The sequence below is a fragment of the Gemmatimonadota bacterium genome, from assembly GCA_009838845.1.
Classification (GTDB): domain Bacteria; phylum Latescibacterota; class UBA2968; order UBA2968; family UBA2968; genus VXRD01.
In genome coordinates, this window is the sequence record VXRD01000044.1 from 41462 (window position 1) to 64022 (window position 22561).

Consider the following 22561-nt stretch of genomic DNA (forward strand, 5'->3'; position numbering starts at 1 on the left):
TCCCGGCTTATCTTTTAAATGCTATTCCAAACAAAAATGTATTTCCCGCAGAGGTGTTGCATCCCGCTGCGATGCGAATCATTTCCACACTCAGTTCCATCCAGTTTGTTAAACGGTAAATCACTCCAGGGGAGAGTTTTAAGACACTCTGATCACCGATCAATTCAACCTCTTCAACCGGGTTGCACGTTCCGAAGGTACGGATACCCGAAAGATACCCTTTGAACAGGAATCGGTCCACTGTAATCCCAACCTCCAGAGCATAAAACCCTTCATTACTAAAATCTCCTCCACGGATCCGGTAACCCGCCTCTCCAGTCACATAAATCGGAGCGGGGTACAGAGACTGACCCAGTAGTATCCGAACATCTGCATCTACCTTTTTGGAACTCAGGGGAACCAGCGTGCTGGGGTCTTCTTCGTACCACAGCGGAATTTTGCCTCCCACAGCAATTGATGCGACCACGGGCTTGTTGACCAAAAGCCACCGCAAACGCATTTCCATGTCGCCAAAACCCCATCGGCGCTCCAGTGTTGTTCCCGTAATAACTTCATTGAGATCCCTCCATGTGCGGGTATCCTTTAGCTGTTTGTAGGGGACGGACGACACAAGTGTGAGCCGATCCAGCAAGCCGTATTCCAGGTAGGTCGAATAATTGAGATCTCTCAGTTCCCCCATATTTGCCTTCTGAATCTGCTTGCCGTTGGCATCAATATCTATGGTCGAGTTCAAATAGCTGGCCCCGACCTTAAAATAATAGCCACCCTTATTCTGGGTCCACGCGCCGGCAAAGGCCGTGGATGTCAGACCTAAATAGGTCGCGCAAATAACAATAAAAAATAGTCTTCGCATTGGCTTATCCATATTCTATGAGGTTTTATTGATAGTGTCGGTCAGCATTATAAAGCCTATAATCAATTTAAGTTCCCCTTCCCTCATTCCTCTTCAATGACGGCCGTATGGGTAGTCATCGTCGCACTGGGCGAGAGTCGTGGCCTCAGGCCGCTGGCAGTCGTCAGCCCCCGGAGCCTTACTTGCTGGCAAGGGGTGTATGGAAAAGGTCGTTCCTCAGACGCGGAGGTCTGTTTGACGCCATCGTGGAAGTTGTCCGGGTCGGTGAAGAAGTACATGCCCTGGTAATTCTCGGGCGTATTGGAATCATCTACGAATAGTCCGTCGATAACGACTTCTTCGGGCATAGAGCAGGGATATCCGAAATCGTGCGTGCCGTCGTTGGATACATTGATCATGTGAGGCTGACAGATGTCTCCACAGGCCGGAATCCATCGGCAGTTGCGGATCTTGAGCGCTCCCTCCCAGGTGCTGCCATAGTCGCGCCGAAAGGAGACCAGGCTGCTGCCGTACAACGTAGAATCCTCAAGTGTTAGCTGGCCTCGGCCGATCGCGTTCAGCCCCATATGGCCCAGAGCGCAGCGACGGATAACGTAGGTGCCGGAAACGCCCATGTGCGTGTCCATCCTGGAGAGATGGCAATCCTCGAGCAGGATGTCCTTGCAGAAGTTGGATCCGATCACACCCCAGCGCGTGCGGTCGGTGATGTGGTTCATCCGACATCCAATCATTGTGAATCCCACGACGTTGTTCGCATTGTAGTCGTAGGTGCCCATGCTGACCGGCTTACCCGCCGCGCCGATGGTTGAGTAGATTTTGTGCCCGGTGGCGAAGCAGTTGCGCAGCGTGATGTGGGCACACTGTTGCACGCTGATGAATCCGGAATAGGGACAGCCCACGGCTGTCTCGCCGACGACATAGTGGGTCAGATCCGCGACTTCTGTATTCGAGCGGGAGATCACAATATTCCGATTCCAGTAGTTGTAACCGTTCGGGTGGTGCTCGCGGTTGGCAAATGTGGTAAAGACGCCGCCGCGCAGGTATAGCGTCTGCTCGTCAATTGGCCGCGCATCCACCCGGGTGATCAGATCGTATTCCCAATCGATGTCCGCTTCCACCGAGCCGTCTCGACGCAGGATGAAGCAGTCGTGCTGGGGTGCGCCGTCGTTCTGGTTGAGCCCCCGCCGGATATACAGCCTCTTGTGCGCGTTTTCCACGAGAACGTGACAGTCGCGCTTCGGCCGCGCATCCACCTGTTTCTGGTCTCTCGTGAGCCGATCAATCTGCAGTTCCTCTGGTTCCAACAGCGAGCGTACTTCAAAGAGATGCGCTTTGTGGTCTTCAACCTGTGTGTCGTCGATCGTGAAACGGGAGGTGTTCCAGTCGGTATCGGTCGCGATCTCGGCGGTCAGCGCCTGGCCGCCGAGATGGTACGTCGCGCCAGGCTTTGTCCTGACACTCAGGCCGTGCGCGTTGGCGTAGGCGTGTGCCTCGCAGATCGCCGGCATGTCATCCGTGACGCCGTCGCCCTTTGCACCGAAAGCCTCGTAGTCTATCAGGCCTTCTTTAAAATCCATGGATGTCTCCTTTTATTTATGTGACGCGATCTGCTCAATCATTTTGGGGCCAAAGCCTTTCACAATAGATAGCTTACCGTTTTCTGCAGCCGACTTCAATTCCGCCAAATCAACGACGCCAAGTTCGTCGAATACGCGTCTCGCCAATTTCGTGCCCAACCCGCGAATTTCCGTAAGTTCGAGAATAGTTATGGGAACGTGATCTGGCTGTAGCGCAGTGACTGGACGACCTTCTACGATCTCCCGGATTGTCTGAACCACCTCGGTATCAGGCTCACCGAGCAATGCCTTAATGCTTGAATAATCCAGCTTGGGAAGCGCGTCAATTCGTTGGCCGCGCAGTGACTGGACCTCCATGGCAGTGCCCAGATATTGCCCCGGGTCTCGTTCACAGATTTCGCGGTAGTAAGCAACCTGCTTGAGGATTTTTGCGATCGTGTAGTTTGATGGCATACTCTAATGCTCCTTATCGTAGCCAGGTCCACGCGGCTCGAGTTGCTGGATAGACTATCTCTTCTCCCCAACTCACTTTTTTCACTTCTGGATCTTCAATCGTGCGACGAACACTCCGGGCATATCGAGACAGTTCATTGTCCGGATAGGCCGTGCCCGCTCGGCCCGTTGGAGAAAAGCCAAGCTGCTGTAACTGCTCCATATAAATCATCTCTATGCGGTCAACCAGGTCTCGTTTGCCATTCACCTTCTCGAATCCCTCCTCAAGTAGGGGAGAAACTTTGTCGGCAATAGTGCCCAACTTCCTGAATTCTGTCCACAACCATTTGTGGTAGGGCGCATAGCACTGACTCATCAGAAAACCAACTTTCATTGCGTACTCGGCGAATCTGGTCCAATAGCACCCTGCACTCACATGATCTCCTCGGGCCTCCGCCCTAAAGAGTTGCTTTCGTCCCCACTCATAGCACCAGGAAAGGCAAGCTCCCAGTCGTTGCTTCCATACATCATCCGGGTATTTGGAGAATGCTCGAAAGCGAGCACTGACAATGCCCGGCCCATCGTGATAAAGTCTATTCGGGGTCAATTCAAACAGATACGGCTCTGGTATTCGCAACCAGTCCACGGGTGACTGAGGCGGCTCTGAGAATCCGACCATAGATTTTATATAGCTACTGATTTCCATTACAATACAGGTCCTGGCCCTCGGCTTTTGCCAGTGAAATCCGTCATACTCATGGGGAAGGGTATCCAGTATTTTTTGGAGACGCTCACCGTAATCATCGAAATCGTCTTTGGCAAGCCACACCATGAATTCCGGTCCCCAGCCATGATCACGAGACACATCATCGTCGTTTTTGTGCGCTTGAGAGCCTAAACCAACACCTACTGCCAGTCCCGGGACACATTCAGGCAATTGTTGCTCAATAGCTGGTAGCCCAATTTTCAGAAAGAACTGCTCTGATAGTTCAAATCCTTTCATATTGTTCTTTCCCTTTTTTGAATGCTATCTTGGGCCTTTGTATTTGCGACCGCGATCGGCTACACGGCGTTCTCTGACCAGAGCCATGATTGGGACACCATAACCACAACTCGTTTGCGTTTTTTCGATATTCACTTCGATCACTTGCCGAGGCTTGTTCAATTCTTGAGCGGGCGTTTCGAGCACCTGGCGTACGAGAGGTGAATCGTCAAGTTCGACGATCCGCGCATGTCCATAGAGTCGGACAATGCCCGCGTCACCATCCTCGAAGGAACACACCATGATCGTGATGGGTCCTCCAGAGATCGCATGACGCGCTGTCTCGTTCCCACTACCGGGATAGTCGAGGTAAGCAACGCGATTTGGCGTGAGAATATGCAAGGGCGTTCCTCCCTTTGGGGACAAATTTACAGCACCTGTCCCATCGGGTCCATTTTCCAAATTTGGATCGGCTGTCGCCACAAAGAATAGGGAAGCGTTCCTGATAAGCGCGGCCTGCTCAGCCGTTATAGAAGTGTAGTACGTTGCCATTTCGCTTATGTCTCCTTTTAGCGACGGTATTCGGCTAACTCGGTTTTGACCTTGTGGAAAAGATCGGGCTGAATCTCTGGGTAGGTCAGTTTTCCCGGAAGATTATCATCGAGAGAGATTTCCGATATTTCAGAATTGGGCATTTTCTTCAGTTTTTCTACGTGAGCGTGAAATAGGAGGCCATAAGAGGTCCGTTCCTCGTGTTCTACCGAATATGCACAGAGTCTCTTCAGTTCAAAAACTTCTGCGCCAGTCTCCTCCTGTAGTTCTCTTGCCGCAGCCTCCATCGGCTTCTCCCCAGACTCTATGTGTCCGCCGGGAATTTCCCATGTATCTCTGTCTTTGTGTTTGCAGAAGATCCATTTGCCTTTGGTCTCAGCAACAATAACTACGTATGTAAGATCGCGATCTGTGATAGTTCCCGCTTCGGGAAATGAAACGACCACTCAGTTCCTCCAAGGCTTAACATTGAGAGGTAGTGTCCGTCCTGCCCTGTGTGCTACAATGGCCTCATCGGCCAACCGCTCCAGTAAATCCTCGGACTCAGGGCGACTAAATAACTCAGCCCATCGCTGATCCGACTCAAGTTCGGCCAGCAGAAAACGCGCAAATTGATCCTGTTTCTCTTGTGGGAGTTTGATGGTTCTCTCAAAAGCCTTTTGAAGAAGTGGGGTCATTTGTTTTTTTCCTTCCTATGAAAACTACCACTTTATATTCAATCTCGATATCTACTTCGCTACCTGGTTTGCGCCCGTTGAGCGTCCAATAAAATGACAGAAGCTCCTGGGCTTCCTCTATGGAGTCAAACTTAAAATTGGTCTCCAAAATATGACTCTCAAAACCTCTTTTATGCCACCAGGATGAATCACTGGAAATATCGCGCTCAAAAAGACCGCAGAATTCGTCATCTCCTGCATTATCTACAATGCAGATCGGACCTTGAGGCTTGATTACTCTGATCAATTCCTCTAATCCCTCTTTTCCATATCCTATAGCAGGGAAAAAATACGCCCATGTAGCATAGGCTCCCTCAAAAGAGTTCGATCGGAAAGGAAGCTCCTGTGCAATACCTCTGACCCAGGGAAGGGATTGATTTCGATCAATCATATTATTGGACGGCTCATAGGGTATAACCCTTCTATTATTTCTGGTTAGCGAAGCTGCCGTATATCCATTTCCCGCTCCAATGTCAATCGCCAGGCCAGAAGGCAAGATTTTATCGAGGTAATCAATGACGACGCCATCTTTATCCATACATCGCCGTTCAATCTCAAATAGATGGCGATTTTCCGATCCATAGAATGGTATAATTTTGCTTTTATTCATTTAAAGTTTCAATTGACATGCTCACACGTCATGGATGATCCACACATTGGGTTCTTCGTGATAGCCAAAGTTGTTTTCTCGGTCAATTGAGACGAGTGCCAATGCCCCTGGAACGACGTATTCTCCCGATGTTGGGAAGGACATGTCCGCCCATTTCTCCCAATCATTGACTGTACCTCGGACAGACATTGATTTCGGTGCCGCCCGTGCAATCCGACCTCCAATTTTCCAATGTACTCGGATCCATGGATCAAAGGGCTGCCCATCCTCTCGTTGCCACGCTATATAGTCCTCAATTGCCGTGAGCGGATATCTATCCTTAAACGTTGGTCTCACCGGCGCGATAAGGAATGAGAATCCATGGCAGTCGGCAATGTGCTTCAGGGCCAGCAAAATTTCTCGGCTGTACCCTTGTCCCTGGCAATCCGGTCTGATATCGACTCCCAACGCGCAGAGGGTTGTAGGATTCTGTGTTCCTTCTCTCAAGCCCAATTCCAGTGCTGATGTCCAGCCTTCAGGTAAATCTTCATCATGGCCGGTCCACGGGATGGGGATTGCGATACTATAGGCAGCCAGTCGATCCTCAGGTTCGCAATAATATAGTTGAAACTGGGGAAACTTTGTGAGCAACTGAGCTGTTATCTCCTTGGGCCCCTCGGCATGAAAGATGAACTCGGGCCAGTTCGTACGGGAATCCCATGTCTGCTCTCGCAGATCGGGGTGCTCGGTATGCGAATACACTGTCAACTTTTTCACAGTATTTTTGTAATTCCTTCTAATTGATTCTACGCCGAGAGGGTCTATTGATAGCGTCAGCCAGCAATTGAAATCCCCCATCACGTTTATAGGTGCTTAGCCAATTCCCGCTTACAAATTCAAAATCGCCGGTCTCTGTATCGAGCGCACCAATACAACCTTCGTTAATAACCTGTAATTTTGGATCTCTGGGATTGCTCACCACGCTGGCGACCTGAATGCACTCCGTTTCATACACTTTTCTCGGGGCGACTGGATGGTGAAAGTGTCCAAATACATGGTAGCGAGGTTTCGATATTCTCAGATATTCGAGCAAATCCTGAGGCCCTTCGGCGATGTTATCAGCATCGGCACCAACTCCAAGTCCTCCTTCGTGTGAAACGAGAATATCTATACTCCTTGTGTGGCTGCGTCTAAGAGCCTCCGGGTCTCCTCCTTCACAAAAGCCAATTACTTCTTTTCCAACCTCAAGTGTGAAGCCGTCCGGTACGCACTTGAAGAGACCATGCGGGTCAAGTGGAATAGGTACAGAAGATTTTGTCTCTACAGAATTTCGAATAGCAGAAAATTCGTCGTGATTGCCTGCTACAACAAGGATCGAAGATGTCAATTGCGCCCGTGTATCACGTGCTAATTGAGCATCTGTCCCTTCTGCCAGGATGAGGCTGCACAAATCGTACACAGCCGGATCCCACTGTGAAAACCTGTCGTAGGGAATCTCACCACTCTGCGGTAGTGGCATAACCCCCAGATCGCCAACCTGAACGACAAGGTCAAACCTCTTTTTTCGCATTGATTGCCAGATCAGAAGAATGGCAAGGGCATGGCATGCGCGGCCATGTATATCACCTATGAAACCTATAATCAATTTAAGTCCCTTCTACCAAATAGTCCCTTCCGTAGAATGGTATAATTTTGTTTTTATTTATCAACGTTCAGTAGATAGTAGATCATCCCTAATGTTTGCGCAAATCTCATTCATTTGATCTTCACTTACTCTTTCTTCTGGAGGGACTCCCAAATAGCCAAATACTTGAACGCTGAGCCGGCTGGCTGGTAGGTTAGCCATTCGTGGCACAATATGGAAATGAACATGCGGGTGATCCTCGTGTTCGGCAAATTGAATCACGTATGTTTTCACGCATCCGATTACACTCTTAAGGGACGAGGAAACACGGCGAATCAGTGGGCCTAATTCAGCGGCTTCTTGCTCAGTAAGCTCATCAAGAGATTCGATGTGCCGTTTCAGAACCAACACCAACCATCCAGGCAAGGCAGTGTTATATGCATGCGCCACGTCCCAGTATTCGGTCTGGTAAATGCAGTCCCAAAGTGGTGCCTTACCCAGTCTTCTTTGCGCTGTTAATTCGCACGTTTTGCACACGCCACTACCGTTCATATCCGGGCTCTTATTGCATCTTGTTCGCTGTGTCCGACTAAATGATCAGACCTATATATCACCACCAAATACTGCAAGTCAAGGTTCTACCTTAAGGGCGGCAATCACAGTATCCAACTTTTGTCCAACGCGGGGACTGCCCCCTGTTTGGTTATAGACCACAACGCCAGTCGCATCGATAATGATGTGACGAGGATATACTCTCCCAAGAATTTCTCTCAATCTATCAGAACAAAGCGTGATTTGATAGTCGAATTTATGATTCTTAAAAAACTCTTTTAATTCAGCAGGCGTATTGTCCGCAACTGCCAGAAAGATTACCCTATCAGAAGCATATTTCTCAACCAACTCATTGAGGCCTGGCATCTCCTCAATGCAAGGCGAACACCGAATATGCCACCAATTGAGTACTACAATATTTCCTCGGAGATTGCCGAGATTGAGGATATTTCCATCAAGAGTTTCGATACTTAAATCTGGCACGGGGAGACCCGTATTGATATTCACAATTGACTTTGTTTGAGTCAGTTCCAATTTGTGTCCATCTGAAGATATTTTGGCGATCTCATATGCTGTTGAGCCCAATCGAAAAGGCTGACTGATGGCGTAGGATTCAGCTCCCCGAAATATGCCAAGCGAATCTACTAAGCCTTCCATTTGGAACTGTCCATCTCCATCCTGGTCAATCAATATTAGGCCTCTGCTCGTTCTCTGGAAGGAAAACTTGTTCTCAGGTGTAAGCGCGATTTTAAATTTTTTTCCGCCAACAGTGATAGCACCAAGCCGAAAATCCAGCCGTCGATACATCAACATTTTTTGGATCGGATAGTACCGGAAGGCGAGCAGCATCCTCGGCACCAACCCTTCATCTCTGGGAATTTTGAGTGTTCCCGTATAATACTTATGTCCTCTGGATTGATGCCGTTCAAATGAAATCTCGGATGCTGTCTTAGCCTGATTATCGACCATATAGAACGATAATCTTTCTGCATTTGCTTTGCCCCAAACCAGTATTAATGAATCGGTCTCGCTAAGTTCAATATTAGCTTTCATAGGATCGGTAAGCTCAGGTATGTAAGGTATCTTTTTTGCAAGCTCCCTTACACCTATGCCGCTATATGAATAAGTTGACGATAATAAAGCACTACAGGTGTCCATCCTGGCAAAAGCAAGCTCCGCGGTTATCGTTCTTCCTTGAACCTGGACAGTAGCGAATGCAATTAAGAATACGTATAGGACTGAATATGGACGCATTGAGATTTCTCCTTATCTGGAGTTCCTCAAATAATAACTCAGAGTTTGTGTGTAGCAATCTCGTACATTTCGGCTGTGCAGGTCTTGAGGACTTTCAGGAGTTCGGGATATGGTTCGCCGTAGCCGGTGAGCAATCCAGAATGCTGGCGGTCCTGTTTTTGGGCGACGAGGTTGGAGGCGTCGATCAGGCCGCAATAGTGCCAGCCAATAAATTCCGGGCGCGCAAAGGCGTTCCGAAAGAACTCATCGGTCCATTCGGCTCGCTGTTCGATGTTGTCTGCCACGGGACCGTAGGGGCGCGGCATGGTATCTGTGATCATCGTGAATGCAGAATCGCCATTGATCAGCGGTTTGTCGGCAGTCCTGTACCAGCGATCTAATCCGGGTTTTTGCACCTCGTATCGGGCATACATCTGATAGAATACAATGTCGGTAAATTGGCTTGTAATGGGCAATAGGGTATCCAGCGCGTCTGTGTTGGCATTGATTTTGTCGCCGACGAACAGGTGATTTGGATCGTATCGGCGGATCGCATCTCGCGTTGTCTGGTAGTATTTTGCGACGACTTTTTGGAGGAATTCAATATTGTCGCGGGTTTCGTTGCCATTGGAAAGATCGGTGTGTGGCCGCCAGTTCTCGGCTGTTTGGAGCGCGTCAAATGAATCAAATTGCGTGCTATAAGTTGTGTTGAAATCGCTGATTTGCCCGCGATAGATATCGCGCATAGTCTGAACATAAGCCTTTTTGCCTGGTGCATTGGCACCAAAATTGCGCAATCGTCTCGGCCAGCCTATTCGAGCTTCCCGGCGTGCGCCGCCAATTACGTCGGGGCGTTCCCTGCAATCTTCTTCTGTAAATAACGGGCAGTCGGTCATGGCATAACCGAGCAGGAAGGGATCATCTTTTGCAGGCGCAGCAAACTCCTTTGCCATCTGATCGCAGTGTGAGGCAAATGTTTCTGAAAAGACATCCAAAAAATTGCTGTCGGGTATTTCTGCCTGCCAATGTGGGATATCGACAAAGTGAATCGACTGCATATAGGGGATAGATGGCTGCGGGCGATTGACGGCTGACAACTCTGTGTGTACGCCTACTGTATTGAAGCCGTATTGACGACAGGTTTGCAGGAACCAGGTTTTGAGGGCAGGTGTGAATTCGCGGCTGTCCAGATTGTCTATACCCAATCGCTTTTTCCAGGCTTCGCGATTGTAGTCCTGTTTCCACAGATGGGGATGCAGGTGGTTTATTCCGAAGCTCAGAAACGCATTCCCCTCGGGTGTTACGAGCCACCACCTTTCGTCTTTTTCTACGCGAAAAAAGCCAGTTGCTGCAAATTTCTTGCCCGTCCAGCCGCCGTATTGATCGCGTTCGGCGGTGTCCCGGTGCGATTTATGTTTTTGCATTTGGACCTTTGAATAGTTATCAGAGTATTTTACTCGGCGGGTATAACGTCTCGCGTGACTTCCTGAACTTTACCGGGGTGGGTTTGTCCTCTTACCCACATGATGGGCTGGCCTTTGCCGGCGTTTTCCGGATTCATCCATTCTGCTTGCGCACTTAAGTAATGTGATACATAGCTGCGTCTAAATCGCTGGCTGTGGTTATTTGTACTTTTGTGCAGCAGATGGGAGTGAAACCAGATGACCGCTCCGGGGGGCGCTTCCACGGGAATGCCGTCCTCATCGCGGGCATTGCGCGCGAGTTTGAATTCATTTTGCTGAGATCCTTCGATATCGTCGTGTTCAGAGATTGCCTGTTTGTGACTGCCGGGGATTACGTAGAGGCAGCCGTTTTCGCGATCGGCGGGGTCTATTGCCGTCCATGTGCCGATAGTGGTCGCTGTTTTGAACCGCCTGCCAAAGTAAAATTTGTCCTGATGCCAGGGGAATCCCAATCCGATTTTTGGGGCTTTCCAGATGAAGAGGTTGTTGATGCCCAGAATATCTGGGCCGAGAATATCGGCAACCGGGTCTGTCAGGCGTGGGTCGCGCACGCGGGCGAGGAATTCCGGAATGTAGCAACTGGGATGGTGGATTTTGTGCATGGCGTAGATGCCCGATTGCTTGTGTTTGCCGTCCCGGACGAGGGCATTGCGGTCGATGTGAGCCATTGGCATTTTTCGTTTTCCCGAGACAATGTCTTCGGCGACCTGCCGCAGGTCGTCGTTTTCTTTATGTGAAAAGACGTTTTCCCGCACAAAATATCCATTGCGCTCCCAGTGCTGAATTTCGTCGGGTGTCATGCGATTGGCATTTGTTTTTAATGGTGTTGCTGGGTTTCCCATATATGACCTCCTGAGTATTTTTGAGGTGGGAGGTTGAAGGCCCCTTGTCCTTTATACCTTAAGTTCTATGCCATGTGGTTCAATCGTCTCTAATTCTTGAGCTTCAGATTGGATCGTTTGATACAGATCCCAGCGAAGTTGGAAATTCATCCAAAACGCGGGTGACACATCGAAATATTTTGCCAGACGCAGGGCTGTGCTCGGCGTCATACCGCGGTGACCATTCACCAATTCGTTGATCCGCTGATAAGGAACATGAATGGCGTCGGCCAATTCGCGTTGCGTTAAACCCAAAGGATTTAGAAATTCCTCCAGTAGCATCTCACCCGGATGAGTTGGAACACGATTTGTTGGAATACGTACCATGGTCGATACCTTATCGCATCATAACACGGGACCCATGCTATGTCAATATGTCAAGTGGTGGAAGCCTCACGCACGCCGATCCAGATTTGATTGCCATCGGGATCACGAACTCGAAATTCTGTCATGCCGTAAAAAGTTACACGGATAGGATCAGGTTCGAAACCAGCGGCGATCACACGGTCTCTCAATGTTTCAATATCAGAGGTGTAGTAGTAAACGACGGTTGAGGCGTTCGATTCCGTGCGAATCGAACGATCTATCATCACCTGGTATCCGTGTTCACCTTCCAGCAGGGCGTGGCCCCACTCGTCTTTACGCTGGATGATCTGAAGACCCAGGCCTTGTGAGTAGAAGGTTATGGCTTGATCCAAATCGGTTATTGGAACCATTGCGGTGATGCGATGTATGCTCACTGTTTTGTCTCCCTAATGATCAAACGGTAAAATCTGTGAGCTGACGCGTTTTATTGAAGTGCCGGATCTGTAAGTGCTGGCAGTTTTTTCATCTGAACATGTGTAGAATCCTCATCGACGATTGAAAATCCCAGTCTCTGGTAGAAGGCGATGCCACGGGTGTTGATCTTTAATACTTGCAGGTTCACAGTTTTTCCCGCAGCGTTGGTATCGGCGAGAATGCGTGTCATGCACGATGATCCGATTCCTCTACCCTGATACTCAGGATGGATAAAGAGCTGATGGATCTTGAGAGAATCGGAGGTACAAGATGTGGAGAAGAATCCAACATCGTTTTCTTGAAATTGGATAATGCGAACATCCTGCGAATCAAACCGCTTATTGTGTAATTCCCTCTGATGTGTATCGTCCCAGCCCCAGACCTGCTCCATATATTCTCGGAATGCGGCCTTTTTTACGGCAAAGACAAAGTCGCTGTCAACTGCATCCGCCTTCCGAATTCTCAACTCTTTCACGGAGAGACCCTTTGTTGCCCTATTTGTTCAAGCATCTTCAAGTAGGGGGATATATACAGGCATCCAGAATACTCAACACTTCATTAAGCACAGCCTGAGGTGCTTTAGATACACGCTTTACCTTCCGGCTGTTGTAATCAATTGATTTAATCTGCTCTACCATGATATACCCACTAATGGCCTGTCCTTTGGGGATCGCAACATGAAGGGGAATATCTCTAAAGGTGTTGGTGATTGGGCACACCATAGCAAGTCCTGTATGCCTGTTAAACAGTGTATTACTGATTACCAAAGCGGGACGACGGCCTCTTTGCTCATGTCCGGCCTGTGGATCAAAAGTCAAAATGACGAAGTCACCTTTTTGGGGAATATATTCTGGCATTTACCACACTTCTTTCCCTATAGGCTTTCCCCAGTCCAACTCTTCGACTTGATAATTTTGGGGCATTTTGGAAACCAGTTCACGCAAATCGTATTTTCCCCGCACTTTTGTCACAGGTTCAACAATGATTTGTCCCTTTTTAACAGAAATATTGACTTGATCTCCAACATTGATATGGGCTTCCTCCAGAATAGCTTTAGAAAATCGGAGTCCCTGACTATTGCCCCATTTTTGAACTTTAGTCACCATCGTTTATCTCCTTGAAATCAGCAGTTCCAGATGTATATCCGAAGTATATCCAAATTGCAGTCAACTTGCAAGGGATTTTATAGCAAACGGCACATCACCTTATTCAGTCTCGATTGGTTTCACCATTTCGAGGTACCAAGGTGTAAACCCACAGTCTCGATAAAATGCAAGGATATCATCGAAACGCTTTGCTGCCGAGTAGAGCCGCATATGACTGAATCCAGCGGCTTTTGCTTTTGATTGGACAGTTTTGACCAACTGCCAGCCTGTTCCACTGTGGCGGGATTCGGGACGCACATATAGTTCAATGATTTCGAGAATACGGCTACCTTCGGGGAATACACATTCGCCTCGATATGGCCGTTCCTCACTGTAGATGAACCCAACAGGCTCACAGCCATCTATCGCCAAAAAGAGCCAATCCAGATTGCGGTCATTCCACACTTCTGCCGAATCGGGTCCATAGCCCCATATTGCGCCTTCGGATGTCAGGTCTTCCTGCATCGAAAGGACGGCGGCTATATCCGCCTTTTTTGCCTCACGGATTGTAATAGTCATTTTGTATTCTAACCGAACCGCTCCTCTAACCATGTAACGGCAAAATCGGTCAGATCCTTAGCGTCGAACAAATAAGAGTCTGCGGCTCCAACCCGTCTCGTTGCATAGCTTGCCTGGGTCATATATTCCTCTACAATGGAAAGAAAATAGTCGCCATTGGGGGGCCCCCAATCGACGATGCCACCAGAAGTGTCAAATTGCTCAAATTCTATCCATTCGCACTTGCCATCACGCAAGATGGGCCACCGATAGCGCTCAGTTTTCTTGTTGGGCACGTCAGCAATATGCTCTGCGTAATGTAGAATCGTCAGGCTATCAAAGAGTGGTCCAAGCAGTAGTATTCGCCCCCTGACTTTGCACAATTTTGCGAGAGGGGAGCCTGCACCATAACCAAATTGGAGGGGATGATCCGATGTGATCCACTCCGCTTTTGCGCCAATAGCCGCCATTCTTGCTTCGGGATGGTTGCTGCAATACGCGCCGGGCCATGTTCGGAGGTGCTCGGTGAGGATGCTCCACTTGCGGAAGGCGCGTGTCCGTTTGGGATCAAACGGTGGGCATTCTGCCAGGTACGCTTTTTGCCAGTCCTCTGGCCAATATTCAATTTCGTTTAGAGGCTCCTCGCATTTTATGTACATCATCAAGGTGCCCGCAGGTCCAATCACATCCAAAATTGCCTGGATCACCATATCAGGTCCGCCAACGATCCAGCCGACTGCCTTGACAGACGCGTGCAGCATCAGGGTATCGCCCGGGACAAGCCCCAGTTTTGATAAGTCAGATACCAACCTGCTTCGCGTAATTACTGGCAAATCTGTTTTCGCCATAATGATTTACTCCTTTGTCTTTGAGAGTCAGGGTTGAGTCTTGCTCTTTATTTGAAGGGTCGATCTGGAAGATGAGCGCGGACATCTTCCCAGGTGTCATAGCCCCGCAAGACAGCAACTACCTCTGGTAGGGGATCAACCCATATCTCCTGGAAATTTCCTTCTCCCTCAATGGCTATAGGCCACGCCAATTTCTCATGAGGCGGATCGAATTGAGCATCTACGCCACTTCTGTTGCCCCTTGGATCGATTCTATACCACCCAAATTGGGGTAGTAGAACGGCATTCAAACCGTGTAGTGTAAAGGGAGGCGTCTTGCCATTTCGCGTGAGCCGTTGGTAACAAAGACCTGTGGGTATGTGGTTTGCTCTTAAGAGCGCAGCAAGCAGATGGCTTTTGGCAAAACACCAGCCTGTCTTGTGATGCAATACCTCGGATGCAGCACAGGTCGTCGGATTCATTTTGAAGTCGCCGCTGTGCTTAATTTTGTCACGCACCCACTCAAAGCAGCGCTTTGCGATTATCGTTTGATCTGAGATTCCTTCTGCTAAAGTACTCGCGAGACGTTGCACCTCAGGGTGGTCATAATTTATTATGTCTGTGGAACGGAGATATTCATTCATATCAAGTTATTCCCCGGTTTCAGTGTCGCCAAGAGGATGAAGATCAATCGGTGTGAGAATTCCGTAAAATCCGTATTTGATACCTGAGCGGTCTCCTTTTCCGGGCGGAAAGTATTCTTCTATAAGTGCCAATAATCGACGACCAAATTCTGATGCCTGTTCTTCAGATAGCCGCGCGCGGTTGTGATTGACGGATGTCTGGAATGTCGAACCGTACAGGCCCTCGGCAACTTCGCGAAATGCTTGATTGAACTGGCTGACAACCTCAATTGGCATGGCCTCTGTAATCTGGTTGTTTGCCAGGAGGTCCTCTCGAACGCGAATCTTACCCGCTGCTGGCGAACAACGCCATTCATGGGGACCAGTTTCATCTTTCTCCAATTGTACGACACCTGTTTCTGCCAGCTTTTTCAAGTGGTATAGCACCCGGACATCAGTAATTTCCAATGTCTGCGAAATTTCTGCAACCGACTTTCCGTCGCCAAGGGTTTCGAGGATGTGCCAACGAAGTGGATCGGCAAGTATGTTCGCACGGTCATCTTCAATAACGATTACTGTCTTCTTTAAGGCGTTGATCGGGAATGTCAATTCGCGCCACGTACTCATTTAGACTCTCCAGTCGTATAATTGAGACATCTCTCTTTGAGGTGGAGAAGTATGTCTTCTGCTTTGCCTTTCAGGTATAGATCCTCTTGATGCAGAAATTCGGGCCTATTCGGCGAGATTGCTGTAATTAGAGTCCCCTGGCCACGGCAATAACTGATCAAACCATGCTCATCTCTGCCCAGGCCTATGGCGAGGAGGATTTTTCCTTCCGTTAACCAATTCCACCCCTTTCCGTCAGGTTCGAAATATGTATGGCTTTTCAGGTGTACCCGCCTGGATCCCGCCCGTTCATGGAGTTTGTCATCATTTCCAGTGATGATGTGGCGGATTATGCCGATCTCTTCGAGATGTGCCAGTACCTTGTGGGCGGCATTCGGCTCTGCCTGAATGAATGCAGCCTGGAACTGTGCGAGTATCTGAGCCAGTCTGTGTGGTTCCTCAATCATCAGATTCGCAACTGTACCTGGGAATGGTTCATGCAGGGGGAAGTGCCGTTCCAATCCTTTCTCTCCCCGAAAGCTCGGAATACCACTTCCCGTTGAGATGCCTGCACCAGTGATCGCTATTGCAGGATTTTGAGAGAGGAGGTTGGATAATTCAGCCAGTGAAACTTTCCTCGCGTCAGCAGGATTTGCCTTTTGACTTACAGGATAGTAAATGTTCTGTTCTAAAAGGGGATTACCAGAAGCTTTGGGTTTTGGTCGAATTTGTTCAAGGTGATGATCCCAGAGGTCATCCGCGTTTCCGTAGGTTAGTACAAGATGGCTATCTGGGATCCTACGATAGGGCGTCTCGGATGTGAAATTGATCCGGAATTGATCCCGTTCTTCGGGTTTGGATTGAGACCGACGAAGTGCCTCTTTGAGTGCCAAAACCTTAGAGGACGGTCCGTTTTCTGAATGCTTTCCAGAGCAGGCGACACATAGATCGAGGAGATCAATCGAGCCAGTTTCATCTACTCTTAGTCTCCCGTAGAAACCAAATGTTCTTTCTGGGCCAGCAAAAGTCCAACCGAAGTCTGTGAAACTTCCCCAGATAGATCGGTAGCTCTGAAGTTGGGAGTGAGTGAGATCAGTTACGTGCATCGTATCTTGCATCCATATTATTGTGGATAGAGTCTGAAGCTTCCTCAATGGAAGTAGCCAGTGCCTACTATCCTCTATATTTTTAACCTTTCTTTTCTGCTAAATATAGTATTCGATGGACAAAATCGGTTTTGCCTTCTGTATAACCCTTGCCAGATGGGTCTTTCTGTAATAACTCTTCTTTGAGTTTTGCATACTCATCTCTTGCTTCTTGATTAGATCGCAAAAAGTCGCGGAAAAGGATCTGACGATCCCAAAATCCTCCACGGTCAGTATAGGCAATAGACAGATGGAACTTGACAGGGGTGCCCTTGGCAAAGAAGTGCCGTTCGGTACTGGACCGAGTAGGGTAGAAATCGTATCCTATTTGAGCAAGGGCTTTTATGAATCCATCGGCATCTTTGTGATTTTTAATCTTAACGGCAATATCAATTATCGGTTTCGATGGCAGATTCTCAATGGCTGTACTACCGATATGTTCAATCTCTATAGCTGCCGTGCTGAATATATCCCAGAGCTTACGTTTTTCGACGTTAAATTTCCGCTTCCAGGTTGGCTGATATTGAGACAATTGGATTGGCGTAGAACTATTCATTGTTTGGTCTTGATTGTGGTGTCCTGCCTCCGCTTTCTCATAGCTCAGATTTGCTTCAGGTCTTTCATTATCTGGCTCAGCTTTGGTATCCACTCGTGTCCGGGATGGCATAGCTCCAAACATCGTCTTAGCCACGCAGCTTCCTCGTAGTTGAGGTGCGGCAGAGTATTCTTAAAGTCGGCTTTATTCCGATCGATCTGTAGATTATTCGCCTTGTAGAGAAGCTGAATCTGCGGAGTGAGGTAAGGTATTCCGGATCTGGTTATCCGTCCCAGGGAGGAAATTGGTCCGGTGATCTTCGGTTCACGACGGAAAACCCACGAATCTCCGTCTGTTTCCATAAGCATTAGCTGGATTGCCCAGGGGGATTCCGGCGTACGGCGCCCCCAAATGTCGTTAATGGGTGGATTCAGGAATTCGCCTTTGGACCATGTCGTAAACTCTGGCGAACTCCTGTCGCTTAGGTCCCAATTAGAAAGGTGTTCCTGGAATATGAGTTGATCGTCTCTAAGGATCAGAACGTCCAGGTCCCCATGAGGACGTGTCTGATGACCGATAAAAAGATCAATGGCCCACCCGCCGGAAATCCACCACGGTGCGGATAGCCCAGAGAATAGCTCCTGTGCTTCCGTGGGGGAGAGCGGATCCCAAACATGAGCGGTTTCTTCCAAGAGGCTTTCTCCTTGTGTGTTACGGCAGAACTAAATTTTGCAGAAATTTTATCGCGCGTCTTGTGATTATTAAAGATTGTTCAACTTTTGATCAGAATCACGTAGGTCCTGCGGGAGGTCTCCCGAAAGCCAAGTTTCGCTGCAACTCGCAATGAGGCAAAGTTGTCCTCTCCCGTGCTCCAGATGGGAACGCGTCCTTGTTCTTGAAGCCTATTCGATACTATCGAGGCGGCGGCACTACACAGACCTCTTTTGCGCCAGGGTTCAAGAGTACCAACGCCAATCTCGCCGTGAAGATCGGTGACGCCGCTTGTGTGAGCTATGGACACCAATTGACCCGCATCAATAGCTCCCGCCACAATTCCCTCTGAGAGCATTGTCTCCATATCCTCGTAACCACTACCCTGTATTTCGATGGGTGCGGAGGCAATTAAGTTTCGGTCGTGAATGGTCAATTCGCGGACATGGTCATGGATGAACAGTTGGACCGGTCTCGTCAACGAATGATAAACGTCATCGTAGTAGCGTACTTTTACTCCGTTGGAATTCTCTATCAGATCACCAAGCGGTTTGGCGCATTGTCGATTCACACCTATACAGTCCCACCCCTCCACTAACTGAAGCAATTCCCACAGTGCTCGCGCCTCGGTCCCAAATCCCCTGGGTTCTTCTGGATCGAAGTGGCCCTGGACGATAGCTGCGCTGAAGGAGGTGGGACTTCCTGCTACAAAGGCCTTGCACAGTTTTTTTTTCAGCAGGTGTACTGCCACTACAGTCTCGGGGGTATCACCCAGAGTATTCGCGAGTTCGATGAAATCTGCTGAATCCAACTGTGCGATGTCGTATGCCATTGATATTACTCAGGTTAGTTTTTTGACCAGATCATCGAAGTCAGATGCGCTTACATCAAAGGTCTCAAGGGGCAGAGTAGGCTCATCAGTCGGACATCCCCTCCACCAGTCGTCTTCCCGATGTACGTATGCGGTTTTCAGACCTGCGTCTTTGGCGCCTTTGAGATCGTTCGCATGCGCCGCCACCATCATTACCTCATCTGGTGCGCAACCGAGGAGTTCAGCGGCCTGTTGATACGCTCGCGTGTCTGTTTTATATCGCTCAAGAAATTCGCACGATAATATACCGTCCCAATTGAGGCTATTGTATTTAGAGCAATCTACGGCAATTGCGAAACTCAATACGGTCAATATGATGACTGAATAATGACCCCGCAATTTGTGTATTGCGCCAACGGCATCTGGCCAGGTCTTCATCCTGTGCCACACCAGATTCAGGTCGTCTCTCTCCTTCGCGGAAAGATGAATGGTGTTGTGATTCTCGAGAATATTGTCAAGTACGAGCCGATGAATCGCATCGGCGTTCATCCTTGGCAACTCACCTGTTTTTACTCGCGCCAGCATCTCAAACATACCACTGCGCCAGTCCGTGGCGAACTGACGTGCGTCAAGCCTTACACCTTTTTCTGCTGACAATGCGCGGAGTTCAGCCTCAATCGTCCCTCTCCAATCAAAAACAGTACCTCCAACATCAAATGTAAGCGCTTTTACACCTGGATATTTCATTGTTGGCTCCCTACTTGAACAGTTCGAGCAAAAGGGCGGTTAGTGAGAGCCCGTCCCTGAGTTTTCTTTCCCGGATCAGTTGACTGACTTCAGCACGAGTACACCATCTCACACTCCTCACTTCATTCCTATCAAACTCCCCTTGGGACCCTGTAGCCAAACATTTCGCAATGTGGAACACCTGGTTTGAAATACCATTGGAGGGATGAAAAGTGTAGATCACTTCCATATTACTCGTATCATATCCTGTCTCTTCAATGACTTCGCGCCTGGCAGCTTCCAGTACAGATTCTCCTTTTTCAATTCCTCCTGCTGGAATCTCCCACTCGATAGTGCCGGTCGTGTATCGGTAAGATTCGATCATCAGGATTTGTCCATTATCATTTTCAACGAGTACAGCGACTGCCTCCTTCTTAAAATCTAAGAAATAATGGCGATCAATTATCCTGCCTTGGGGAAACTCCACCTTGTCGGCATAAAGGTTCATCCACGAGCTCTCGTAGATGACCTCCCGGGATAACCGGCGTGGCTTCCGCGGTCCATGGCTATCTGAAGTATTCATAGTTTATCCTTTTAGCTATCATTCTATTTCCCATTATCTGTCTCGTTGACCGCAGGCAACACATGACCAATCGCGATCCGGAACGCCTGATTGGCCACAGACGAACCGTAGTTGCCACCTGTGAAGACGATGACCAGAGACAACTCTGGGATGGCGAAGATGAACTGACCGCCGTTTCCTTCGGCCGCAAGAACGTCAACTGATCGCCCGCGGTATGGAAAATGATCGAGCCACCAGCCAAACCCGTATCGGTCGTTGCCGTAATGCCCCTTCGCCGACTCGCTGATCCAGGTTGCCGATACAATCTGTTTGTCCTGAAAACGTCCGTCATCCACATAGAGTTGGCCGATCTTGGCCATGTCGCGCGGCCTGAGTCGCAAGCCAGCATGCGTTTGGGGCAAGCCGCTTTTGGTGTACCACCATTCTGAGTGATCTATTCCGAGCGGAGCAAAGAGATATTTATCTGCGAATTTCTCCACTTGCATACCCGATGCCCGCTTAATTACGCCAGCGAGCAAGATGAAACAACCGCTGTTGTAGTTGAATCGTGAACCTGGTTCGTCCGACATCTCTCTGGAAAGCACATACTCTATAAAGTCGCTGGCGTTTTCCATCTGCGCTTCGGAATTGAGGGAACCCGGCTCAGAGTTATGTGCGCTAGATTGATCCCAGTTGAATCCGGCGGTCATCGTCAGTAGATGCTTCAGGGTAATTCGCCCTTTTTCCATCGTTAGATAGCGGGCATACTCCGGAAAAAAACGAGCCATTGGTACATCTACTGAGTCGATATATCCACGATCGATGGCGATGCCGATTAGCGTAGATGTGATGCTTTTGGAAACGGACCGTGTATCATGCAGGGTTTGCTCGCCGAACTCGACCTCGCCCCTCGCACCGTCTGTGCCAGTGTAATACGCTTCGAATACCAGCTTGCCATTTCTGACGATCAGAAAGCTGTGGATGTTCTCGTACACCTGGCTGCGTATTTGATGCGCAACCTGAACAATCGGTTCTGGCTTGATCCCCTCTGATTCAAGTGTTGATAAGGGCCAGTCATCGGGTAGGGTAGATTCTCCAGTTTCTTGTGCTATTGCGATGCTGGGAAGGCAAACGAACCATAGTAATAGGGCTAAAGCTGGCTTCAACATGTGGAATCCTGCCGAGAGGCAGCGAAAGGCAGAGCAATCAGCAAACAAGAACAGCTCCAGAACCTGTCTAATATCCCGAATGCGATCACAGCAGTCACCTTCATGCAAAAAGTTCTCCTTTCAAATTTTCGGGAACATCAAGGATCTGGTGGACCAGTTCTTGACGAGAGTGTGGCTCTTGAGCCTCCTCGCAATGGCCAGCAGGACGACTGCTGCCAGAGTCGTCCTCCAAAAGGCGAGTTGTACGCTTTCCCGTTCTTTAGCGAGTTTGGCGCGCAAGACCTCCAGCATGGGATGAGAAGCATCCATCCTCGTGACATCAACGCCTTGTCGCGCCAGCGGCAGAGTAATTCTCCCGGTGCCGCAGCCGAATTCGAGGATCGGGCCACCGTACTCATCGGCTAGATCGAAGTAGAAATCCCTGTCCACCAGATCGTCTTTGACGCTGTATGCCGCGTCGTAATGCTTTGCTCCCCCCAAACTGTAGGAATCATCAATCATTGTTTGTTGCCTATCGTACTTGACCAACCACTGTCATAGGCCGCACGAAAATTCATAGGCGGTGATGTGACTGATATATAGATAAAGGGCTGGGTACCCGAGTTGATGAACCCATGAAGGTCACCGTCCTCGAATCGAACGACGTCACCAGCGGCGAATTTTTCTGCCACCTTGTTTTCCAGAATCAAATTTCCGGAACCTTGTAAAGCTATCCAAATCTGTTCTGATGTTTTATGTCGATGTGCAGGGTTTTTACCTCCAGGTGGGACGGTGACGTGTGTAATCGTGACCCTTTTCGAAGAGGAGTTCTCGGGAAATAGCAGTTGTCGAGATTCTATTCCAGAATTACAGAATACCTGAATGTCCGACGAGCGAATCAGCTCCATTTTGAATCCTCCTCAGTAGTTTTTTTTGACTTTCAGTTTACTATCGTGCGGTGAAAACCTGCACATCTTTTAATTGTTCTCA

Annotated in this window: 31 protein-coding genes; all 31 read right to left on the minus strand. The window is 49.0% G+C overall.

Features of this window, described 5'->3' with window-relative positions; translation table 11 throughout:
• Positions 1-7: 7 nt before the first annotated feature.
• Positions 8-853, minus strand: coding sequence for a hypothetical protein (locus tag F4Y39_06400; protein ID MYC13342.1), 846 nt, complete (start codon positions 851-853; stop codon positions 8-10).
• Between the two features lie 83 nt (positions 854-936).
• On the minus strand, positions 937-2430 hold the full coding sequence (locus F4Y39_06405; GenBank protein MYC13343.1) for a hypothetical protein: 1494 nt from the start codon (positions 2428-2430) through the stop codon (positions 937-939).
• Positions 2431-2442: 12 nt separating this feature from the next.
• Positions 2443-2883, minus strand: a complete 441-nt coding sequence (locus F4Y39_06410; GenBank protein ID MYC13344.1) for a hypothetical protein — start codon at positions 2881-2883, stop codon at positions 2443-2445.
• Between the two features lie 13 nt (positions 2884-2896).
• On the minus strand, positions 2897-3865 hold the full coding sequence (locus F4Y39_06415) for a DUF4037 domain-containing protein (GenBank protein MYC13345.1): 969 nt from the start codon (positions 3863-3865) through the stop codon (positions 2897-2899).
• 24 nt (positions 3866-3889) lie between these two features.
• The gene (locus tag F4Y39_06420) at positions 3890-4396 is read right to left on the minus strand and encodes a pyridoxamine 5'-phosphate oxidase family protein (GenBank protein MYC13346.1); all 507 of its coding nucleotides are present in this window, start codon (positions 4394-4396) and stop codon (positions 3890-3892) included.
• A gap of 17 nt (positions 4397-4413) precedes the next feature.
• Positions 4414-4842 carry an NUDIX domain-containing protein gene (locus F4Y39_06425; GenBank protein ID MYC13347.1) on the minus strand — a complete coding sequence of 143 codons (429 nt, stop codon included), beginning with the start codon at positions 4840-4842 and terminating at the stop codon, positions 4414-4416.
• Entirely contained in the window at positions 4843-5073 is a 231-nt protein-coding gene (locus F4Y39_06430) for a hypothetical protein (GenBank protein ID MYC13348.1), read from the minus strand.
• The gene (locus F4Y39_06435) at positions 5045-5722 is read right to left on the minus strand and encodes a class I SAM-dependent methyltransferase (GenBank protein ID MYC13349.1); all 678 of its coding nucleotides are present in this window, start codon (positions 5720-5722) and stop codon (positions 5045-5047) included. The genes F4Y39_06430 and F4Y39_06435 overlap by 29 nt, the downstream gene beginning before the upstream one ends.
• 21 nt (positions 5723-5743) lie before the next feature.
• The gene (locus F4Y39_06440) at positions 5744-6478 is read right to left on the minus strand and encodes a GNAT family N-acetyltransferase (GenBank protein MYC13350.1); all 735 of its coding nucleotides are present in this window, start codon (positions 6476-6478) and stop codon (positions 5744-5746) included.
• 19 nt (positions 6479-6497) lie between these two features.
• On the minus strand, positions 6498-7346 hold the full coding sequence (locus tag F4Y39_06445; GenBank protein MYC13351.1) for a metallophosphoesterase: 849 nt from the start codon (positions 7344-7346) through the stop codon (positions 6498-6500).
• 60 nt (positions 7347-7406) lie between these two features.
• The gene (locus F4Y39_06450; protein MYC13352.1) at positions 7407-7877 is read right to left on the minus strand and encodes an HIT family protein; all 471 of its coding nucleotides are present in this window, start codon (positions 7875-7877) and stop codon (positions 7407-7409) included.
• 78 nt (positions 7878-7955) lie between these two features.
• Positions 7956-9131 carry a TlpA family protein disulfide reductase gene (locus F4Y39_06455; protein MYC13353.1) on the minus strand — a complete coding sequence of 392 codons (1176 nt, stop codon included), beginning with the start codon at positions 9129-9131 and terminating at the stop codon, positions 7956-7958.
• A 38-nt stretch (positions 9132-9169) separates the two neighbouring features.
• Positions 9170-10534, minus strand: a complete 1365-nt coding sequence (locus F4Y39_06460) for a hypothetical protein (GenBank protein ID MYC13354.1) — start codon at positions 10532-10534, stop codon at positions 9170-9172.
• Positions 10535-10563: 29 nt separating this feature from the next.
• Positions 10564-11415, minus strand: coding sequence for a phytanoyl-CoA dioxygenase family protein (locus tag F4Y39_06465; protein MYC13355.1), 852 nt, complete (start codon positions 11413-11415; stop codon positions 10564-10566).
• A 51-nt stretch (positions 11416-11466) separates the two neighbouring features.
• The gene (locus F4Y39_06470) at positions 11467-11781 is read right to left on the minus strand and encodes a HigA family addiction module antidote protein (protein ID MYC13356.1); all 315 of its coding nucleotides are present in this window, start codon (positions 11779-11781) and stop codon (positions 11467-11469) included.
• A 50-nt stretch (positions 11782-11831) separates the two neighbouring features.
• On the minus strand, positions 11832-12194 hold the full coding sequence (locus tag F4Y39_06475) for a hypothetical protein (protein ID MYC13357.1): 363 nt from the start codon (positions 12192-12194) through the stop codon (positions 11832-11834).
• A gap of 50 nt (positions 12195-12244) precedes the next feature.
• Entirely contained in the window at positions 12245-12709 is a 465-nt protein-coding gene (locus F4Y39_06480; protein ID MYC13358.1) for a GNAT family N-acetyltransferase, read from the minus strand.
• Positions 12710-12746: 37 nt separating this feature from the next.
• On the minus strand, positions 12747-13091 hold the full coding sequence (locus tag F4Y39_06485; protein ID MYC13359.1) for an mRNA-degrading endonuclease: 345 nt from the start codon (positions 13089-13091) through the stop codon (positions 12747-12749).
• Complete coding sequence (locus F4Y39_06490) at positions 13092-13340, minus strand: transcriptional regulator/antitoxin, MazE (GenBank protein MYC13360.1); 249 nt, start codon at positions 13338-13340, stop codon at positions 13092-13094.
• A 99-nt stretch (positions 13341-13439) separates the two neighbouring features.
• Positions 13440-13931, minus strand: a complete 492-nt coding sequence (locus F4Y39_06495) for a GNAT family N-acetyltransferase (protein ID MYC13361.1) — start codon at positions 13929-13931, stop codon at positions 13440-13442.
• Positions 13907-14725, minus strand: a complete 819-nt coding sequence (gene aac(3) / locus F4Y39_06500; GenBank protein MYC13362.1) for an aminoglycoside 3-N-acetyltransferase — start codon at positions 14723-14725, stop codon at positions 13907-13909. The genes F4Y39_06495 and aac(3) overlap by 25 nt, the downstream gene beginning before the upstream one ends.
• 47 nt (positions 14726-14772) lie before the next feature.
• Positions 14773-15348: a transglutaminase family protein gene (locus F4Y39_06505; protein MYC13363.1), complete on the minus strand. Its 576-nt coding sequence runs from the start codon at positions 15346-15348 to the stop codon at positions 14773-14775.
• 6 nt (positions 15349-15354) lie between these two features.
• Positions 15355-15954, minus strand: a complete 600-nt coding sequence (locus F4Y39_06510; GenBank protein ID MYC13364.1) for a helix-turn-helix transcriptional regulator — start codon at positions 15952-15954, stop codon at positions 15355-15357.
• Positions 15951-17051: a hypothetical protein gene (locus F4Y39_06515; protein ID MYC13365.1), complete on the minus strand. Its 1101-nt coding sequence runs from the start codon at positions 17049-17051 to the stop codon at positions 15951-15953. The genes F4Y39_06510 and F4Y39_06515 overlap by 4 nt, the downstream gene beginning before the upstream one ends.
• Positions 17052-17121: 70 nt before the next feature.
• Positions 17122-17769: a GrpB family protein gene (locus tag F4Y39_06520; GenBank protein MYC13366.1), complete on the minus strand. Its 648-nt coding sequence runs from the start codon at positions 17767-17769 to the stop codon at positions 17122-17124.
• Positions 17770-18385: 616 nt separating this feature from the next.
• Entirely contained in the window at positions 18386-19156 is a 771-nt protein-coding gene (locus tag F4Y39_06525) for a GNAT family N-acetyltransferase (protein ID MYC13367.1), read from the minus strand.
• Positions 19157-19165: 9 nt separating this feature from the next.
• Entirely contained in the window at positions 19166-19882 is a 717-nt protein-coding gene (locus tag F4Y39_06530) for a haloacid dehalogenase type II (GenBank protein ID MYC13368.1), read from the minus strand.
• A 10-nt stretch (positions 19883-19892) separates the two neighbouring features.
• Positions 19893-20444 carry an NUDIX hydrolase gene (locus tag F4Y39_06535; protein ID MYC13369.1) on the minus strand — a complete coding sequence of 184 codons (552 nt, stop codon included), beginning with the start codon at positions 20442-20444 and terminating at the stop codon, positions 19893-19895.
• 23 nt (positions 20445-20467) lie between these two features.
• Positions 20468-21592, minus strand: a complete 1125-nt coding sequence (locus F4Y39_06540; protein ID MYC13370.1) for a serine hydrolase — start codon at positions 21590-21592, stop codon at positions 20468-20470.
• A 120-nt stretch (positions 21593-21712) separates the two neighbouring features.
• Positions 21713-22093, minus strand: coding sequence for a class I SAM-dependent methyltransferase (locus tag F4Y39_06545; protein MYC13371.1), 381 nt, complete (start codon positions 22091-22093; stop codon positions 21713-21715).
• Positions 22090-22479, minus strand: a complete 390-nt coding sequence (locus F4Y39_06550; GenBank protein MYC13372.1) for a cupin domain-containing protein — start codon at positions 22477-22479, stop codon at positions 22090-22092. Before F4Y39_06550 ends, F4Y39_06545 begins: the two co-directional genes overlap by 4 nt.
• Positions 22480-22561: the final 82 nt, after the last annotated feature.